General features: G+C 64.8%; 4 protein-coding genes. 2 read left to right on the top strand and 2 right to left on the bottom strand.

Annotation, left to right across the window (positions count from 1 at the left end; translation table 11 throughout):
• Nucleotides 1-249 precede the first annotated feature (249 nt).
• The gene (locus tag AC1DUR_RS25675; protein ID WP_477720250.1) at nucleotides 250-1,452 is read right to left on the bottom strand and encodes a threonine ammonia-lyase; all 1,203 of its coding nucleotides are present in this window, start codon (nucleotides 1,450-1,452) and stop codon (nucleotides 250-252) included.
• Between the two features lie 175 nt (nucleotides 1,453-1,627).
• Here AC1DUR_RS25675 and AC1DUR_RS25680 point away from each other — a divergent pair, with 175 nt between their 5' ends.
• On the top strand, nucleotides 1,628-3,997 hold the full coding sequence (locus AC1DUR_RS25680; protein ID WP_477722377.1) for an ATP-binding protein: 2,370 nt from the start codon (nucleotides 1,628-1,630) through the stop codon (nucleotides 3,995-3,997).
• Nucleotides 3,998-4,005: 8 nt separating this feature from the next.
• On the opposite strand, the gene AC1DUR_RS25685 is transcribed toward AC1DUR_RS25680, so the two are convergent.
• The gene (locus AC1DUR_RS25685) at nucleotides 4,006-5,739 is read right to left on the bottom strand and encodes a sensor domain-containing diguanylate cyclase (RefSeq protein WP_477722378.1); all 1,734 of its coding nucleotides are present in this window, start codon (nucleotides 5,737-5,739) and stop codon (nucleotides 4,006-4,008) included.
• A 157-nt stretch (nucleotides 5,740-5,896) separates the two neighbouring features.
• Here AC1DUR_RS25685 and AC1DUR_RS25690 point away from each other — a divergent pair.
• On the top strand, nucleotides 5,897-6,061 hold a 165-nt coding region (locus AC1DUR_RS25690), incomplete at its 3' end, for a helix-turn-helix domain-containing protein (protein WP_477720922.1).

The raw sequence follows: 6,061 nt of genomic DNA on the forward strand, positions 1-6,061 counted from the left end.
GGAGCGCAACGCAGAGTGGCGCTGTTTTCACCCCATTCCCTTCGGGTTGCGATCAAAAAGGCCCTGCGCGGCGTTGCAAAGCCTTGGCGGGGTCTACCCCGCCTGCGTTTTGCGCCTTGCTCATGGCCTTTTTGACTCGCAACGCATCTTGCATAAATAGCGTTCACAGGCCCTAGTCCGGCGAGTCCCCTCCCGCCAGCGGCAGCGGCAGCGGCAGCGGGACGGTGGCGGTCATGGGGCGGCGGACGCTCAGTGCTGCTCGGACGCCTCAAAACCGGCCGCGGCCAGCGCCGCCAGCACCTGCGCGATGTGCTCGCGCCCGCGTGTCTGGATCACCAGTTCAATCTCCACGTTCTGGACCGACAGCGTGGTGAAGGCGCGCTGGTGGTGTACCTCGTCGATGTTGGCGCCCGCGTCGGCCACGGTCGCGGTGATCCTGGCCAGCGAGCCCGGCACATCCCGCACACTGGCCTTGATGCGGGCCAGCCGTCCGGCACGCACCATGCCGCGCTCGATGATGGCCGCCAGCAGCAGCGGGTCGATATTGCCGCCGCACAGCACCAGCCCGACCTTCTTGCCGGCAAAACGCGCCGGGTATTTGAGCAGCGCCGCCAGCCCGGCTGCGCCCGCACCCTCGACCAGGGTTTTTTCAATTTCCAGCAGCATCACCATGGCCTGCTCGATATCCCCTTCATCGACCAGCACCAGGTCGTCCACCAGCTTTGCAATGATGGCCTGCGGGATCACCCCGGGCGTGCCCACGGCGATGCCCTCGGCAATGGTGCTGGTGCCCTGCGGGTGTCGCGTGCCCTTGACGGCGTTGACCATGGCCGGGAAGCGCGAGGTCTGCACCCCCACGATTTCAATCTCGGGCTTCAGGGCCTTGGCGGCGGTGGCCATGCCCGCGATCAGCCCGCCGCCGCCCACGGCGACGACCAGCGTGTCCAGGCTGGGGACGGCGTGCAGCATTTCCAGCCCGACGGTACCCTGACCCGCCACGATGGCTTCGTCGTCATAGGGGTGCACAAAGACCAGGCCCTCGCGCTCGGCCAGCATCAGCGCATGGGCGCGCGACTCCTCGAGCGTGTCGCCATGCAGCACCACCTCCGCGCCAAAGCCGCGGGTGCGCTCGGTCTTCACGCCCGGGGTAAAGCGCGGCATCACGATGACGGCGCGCAGGCCCAGGCGCTGGGCATGATAAGCCACACCCTGAGCATGGTTGCCGGCGCTCATGGCGATCACGCCGCGGCGCCGTTCGTCGCCTGAGAGTTGCGCAAGTTTGTTGCACGCGCCACGCTCCTTGAAAGAGGCCGTGTACTGCAGGTTTTCAAACTTCAGGTAGATCTGCGCGCCGGTCAGCTGCGACAGCGTCTTCGACTCGACGCAGGGGGTGTCCAGCAAATGGCCCTGCAGGCGCTGGGCGGCTTGTTCAATATCGATCAGACTGAGCATGAAAGTTCTCCTGGGCAGATTGTGTGCCCTGAACGTGTTATTTTCTGCTGCATGTGTGGCACATTTCACATGACGGTCTTCAAGTAGCGTCTTCCATGATGCTTCAAGCTGCGTTATGGTGTGTATTTAGGGCAGGGTTTGCGTCAAAGGTTTTTTGCAAACTGGAGGTTTGTCCATGAGCAAGCGTTCCGCGAGTGAGCAGCAGTGGCTGTTGTCTCCCGGCCTGAAAGAAGCGCCGGTGCTCGATCTCATGTGCTCGCACTTTGTGCTGACCCTGGCCGCCCGCCAGGGCGCCAAGTTCAATGTACGGCGCGACCTCAACAGCCTGCTGTCGCTCTCGGGGCGCCATCTGGTCTGGCCGCTGCCGGCGATGCAGCGCCTGCGTGAATTTCTGGGGCGCCGCTGCAAGGACAACGAACTGTGGCGCGGCCACGAAACCCTGAGCGATGCCGAATTCATGGCGCGCCACGGCGCCTGGCGCGGTCCGTATGAAGAGGGCACGCTGTTCTTCTACCTGGATGAACACGCCAAGGACCAGCCCAAGGATTTGCTGTCCGTGCTGGCCGCCACCGGCGAGTGGCTGACGCACGCGCTGAAGAAGCAGTCCACGCTGGTCGAAAAAAACATCGATGCGCTGGCCAACCTGCTGCAGCTCAACCGGGCCGAGCGCGCGCTGCTGCTGTATGGAACCCTCGCGCGCTATCAACGGGATCTTCGCTCGCTGCTGGTCGAGTTCAAGGTCAGCAACGCGCCCGAGGCCTATGCCGCCATTGCCGACGTGGCCGGCGTCAAGGCGCCCGAGGTGGCCGAGGCGCTACGCGCCGGCTCGCGGCTGGAGCGCATTGGCATGGTCGAAAACCTGATTTCCGAACACAACATCACGGACCTGGCCGACTTGATGAAGGTCAGCGAAAAGCTGCCGCCCGTGCTGATGCGCGAATACCGCGACCAGAACGAGTTGATGGCGGTCTTCACCCGGCCCGCTGCACGCAGCAGCCTAGGCCTCGCGGACTTTGCCTTTGTGCAGGACGACGCCCAGGTGCTGGTGTCCCTGTTGCGCAATGCGGTCGCCGCCCGGGAGCAGGGCGTCAATGTGCTGCTTTACGGACCGCCCGGCACCGGCAAGACCGAGCTGGCCAAGGTGGTGGCGCACGCCGCCGGGCTGGACCTGTTTGAAGTCGAATATGCCGACCGCGACGGCAACTCGTTGAGCGGACGCGATCGCTACCGGTCGCTGCAGATCGCGCAGGTGTTCCTCAAGGGCAGCACGCATTCCGCCCTGCTGTTCGACGAGGTGGAGGACGTGTTCCCGCCGATTTCCAGCGAAGCCGCGCAGTTCATGGCGCGCTCCGAACAGTTGCCGCCCGCCAGTGCTGCCAACGGCTCGGTCAGCGGCAAGGCCTGGGTCAACCAGATCCTGGAGTCCAACACCGTGCCCACGCTCTGGGTGACCAACCGCATCGAGCAGATCGACCCGGCCTTCCGCCGCCGCTTTGCCTACCACCTCGAGCTTCGCTCGCCGCCGCCCGGTGCGCGGGAGGGCGTGGTGCGCAAGACGCTGGAAGGTGTGCAGGTCAGCGAGGCGTTTGTGCAGAAACTCACCGCGCGCAAGGGCCTGACGCCGGCGCAGATACGCACGGCAGTGCGGTTTGCCCAGCTGGCCAGCGCGCCACCGGACAAGATGGATGCCCAGGCCGATACCGAGGGGCTGAAAGCCCTTCTGGCGGGCGGCCGGCCCGCCCTGATGGAGTCGCTGATTGAGCGGCAACTCAAGAACGCCGATGTCGCACTGGGCAATCCGGCGGAAGCGGCGGGCCGCCGCAGCGTGACGACTTACGACCTGGCGATGCTGCACGTCGAGTCCCGTTTTGAGGTGCCGCGCATCGTCGAGGCGCTGAAAAGCCGGGGCCACGGCTGCCTGTGCTTTTACGGCGCGCCCGGAACCGGCAAGACCGCGCTGGCCGAACACATCGCCAAAACGCTGGACCAGCCGCTCATCATCAAGCAGGCCAGCGATTTGATGAGCAAGTATGTGGGCGAGACCGAGCAGAACATGGCGGCCATGTTTCGCGAGGCCGAGGCCGAGAAGGCCGTGCTGCTGCTCGATGAGGCCGACAGCTTTCTGCAGGACAGGCGCGGCGCCCAGCGCACCTACGAGGTGACCGAGGTCAATGAAATGCTGCAGGGCATGGAGCGCTATGCCGGCATCTTCATCTGCACCACCAACCTGATGGAAAGCCTGGACCAGGCCGCGTTGCGACGCTTTACCTTCAAGATCAAGTTCATGCCGCTGACGCGCGAGCAGCGCGAAAAGATGTTCGTGGTCGAAGCGCTGGCCGGCGACGCCGCGTTGTTCACCGCCGCCTTGCAGGACAGGCTGGGCAAGCTGTCACAGCTGTGCCCTGGTGACTTTGCGGCCGTCAAACGTCAGATAGATATTCTGGGCGCCGTGTTCGGACCTGACGAATTCATGAGCCAGCTCGAAGCCGAGCACCGTATCAAGCCCGAAGTGCGGGAGTCGCGCAACATGGGCTTTTTGCACTGATCAGAAGGTCAGAATTTGACGAGCCGGATGGTTTTGCGCGAGCCATGGTCCATGCCCGTGACGGCCTGCACCATGCGCGCCAGGCAGCTGTCCGCTTCCGGCTGTGCCGCGCTGGCCCGGCCGCCCAGATGCCCGACGGCAATGTGAAACTGCAGAGGTTCCGCATCGGGCAGCTGGTTCGAATGCCGCAGGCCGCTGGCGAGGATTTTGGTGGCCATGCCATTGGCGGCTTCCGCGCTGGTCGGTCCCTCCATCAGCAGGGCAAACTGGGCGTCCCCGATGCGCGCCACCGTGTCGCTCGAGCGGGCTGCCGCACCGATGCGCGCCGCCGCCATCACGACGGCACGATCCGCTGTCTCCTGGCCGTGGGTTTTCTGGAGACTGGCCAGGTTGGACAGGTTGACCAGCAGCATCCCGAAGGGCAGCTGGTGACGCTCGGCGGTGCTCAAGGCGTGTCGCAGCTTGGCCAGAAACACCCGTGCCGAGTGAAGGCCCGTGAGTGCGTCGTGGCTGTCGAGCCCTGAGGCGCGGGCCGTGAGGTTGCGGCGCTGCGAAACCCGGCGGTGCAGTCCATAAAACAGGATGGGCACTTCAATGGCAGAGCCCAGCAGCAGGGCGTAATCGCTCAGGAAGCTGGAGGGAATCACGCTCAGGTTGCGCAGCAGCGGGAAGGCGGCGGACAGCAGCACGGGCAGGAAGCCGGCGGCCACCCAGCGCGTGTGATAGTCGCCGGCGGCCAGCGCCACCCCGACGACAGTGAAGAGCACTGCCATGCTCAGGCCGATCAGGCTGTTCATCACCAGGTAGCTCGCCGGTGTGGGTGCTACCGCGTCAACCAGGCCCCCCAGCGGGAGCAGGATCATCAGTGCCAGCATGGCCAGGTCCAGGGTACGGTTAAAACGCCGGGGCAGGGTGACCGTTCGCACAAACCACATGGCACTGGCGGCAGCAGAGGGCAGCAACAGCACGGTGGCCATGCTGGAGCGGGACCATTCCGGCCACCAGTACAGCCCGGCCACGCCGGTGAAGGAGGCTTGCGATGCCGCAAACGTTGCGATATACAGGGCGTAGGTGCCAAAACCCGCATCCCGGTAAGTCAGCGCATTGGCCAGCGCCAGCGTGATCACCAGCGCGGCCAGGCCAAAATAAATGCCCAGCACCAGGTGTTCCGCCAGGCTGGCGTTGATGAGCTGCACGTCGCTCACAATGCGCGGCAGCGCCGAATAGGGCACGCGGGGATGGCGTATCTGCACGTAGTAACGCACGGGCTTGCCGGCCTCGGGGCTCAGGCTGAAGATGGGATAGCGCCCCGGCTGCGCCCACTGGCTCATCGCCCGGGTGTCACCGGCCTGTTGCGTGACCCATTGGCCTGCCGCATCACGGTAGTAGAGGCTGACGTCGTCCACGCCGGGCAGTGGCACGGTGAGCCGCCAATGCGCATCCGGCTTCTGGCTGGCGGCATCAAAACGCAACCACAGCGAGCCGTTTTCGATCAGGTGGCGTTGACCGTGCACCACCGGCGCAAACGGCAGGCCAGGCTGGTTGTCGAGCTGTTCGACCGTGAACCGGCCGTTGGTGTCGAGCAGGAACTCCAGCGATGGATCGAGGTTGACGGGACGGGTGTCAGCGTGCAGCACCAGAACAGGCGCTGGCGTCGGCGCTGCCTGGGCATGCGCCGCCTGCATGGCCGTGGCGACCAGCAAAGCAAGCAGCAAGGCAGGCAGATAGAGCCAGGCGAGCATTCCGCGCGTTGCTGTGCGACTGGATCTGTGGCGCATGCGGCCTGTTTTCATTGGACTCATTTTTTGTTGGAGGGCTGTATGGACTGGGCACATACGCAACAGGTGTTCGGAGACATAGGAAACACTTCTTCAGCGCCATTGGCGCAAGGAGAAGGGCATGCCTTGGCAACCGAGAGACCTGATGGACATCAAACGCGAATTCGTGGCACTGGCCTTGCAAGAAGGCGCCAACCGGCGCGAGCTGTGTCGGCGCTTTGGCATTGGCGCGAAGGCCGCATATGCACTGCTGGCGCGTTACGCCCAGGAAGGCGATGGCGCTTTC

This window comes from Polaromonas sp. P4_F4 (assembly GCF_056401355.1).

What these genes read in the sequence shown, in the direction of transcription:
- AC1DUR_RS25675 (WP_477720250.1), bottom strand. Translation starts at nt 1,452, where the DNA reads ATGCTCAGTCTGATCGATATTGAACAAGCCGCCCAGCGCCTGCAGGGC.
- AC1DUR_RS25680 (WP_477722377.1), top strand. Translation starts at nt 1,628, where the DNA reads ATGAGCAAGCGTTCCGCGAGTGAGCAGCAGTGGCTGTTGTCTCCCGGC.
- AC1DUR_RS25685 (WP_477722378.1), bottom strand. Translation starts at nt 5,739, where the DNA reads ATGCTCGCCTGGCTCTATCTGCCTGCCTTGCTGCTTGCTTTGCTGGTC.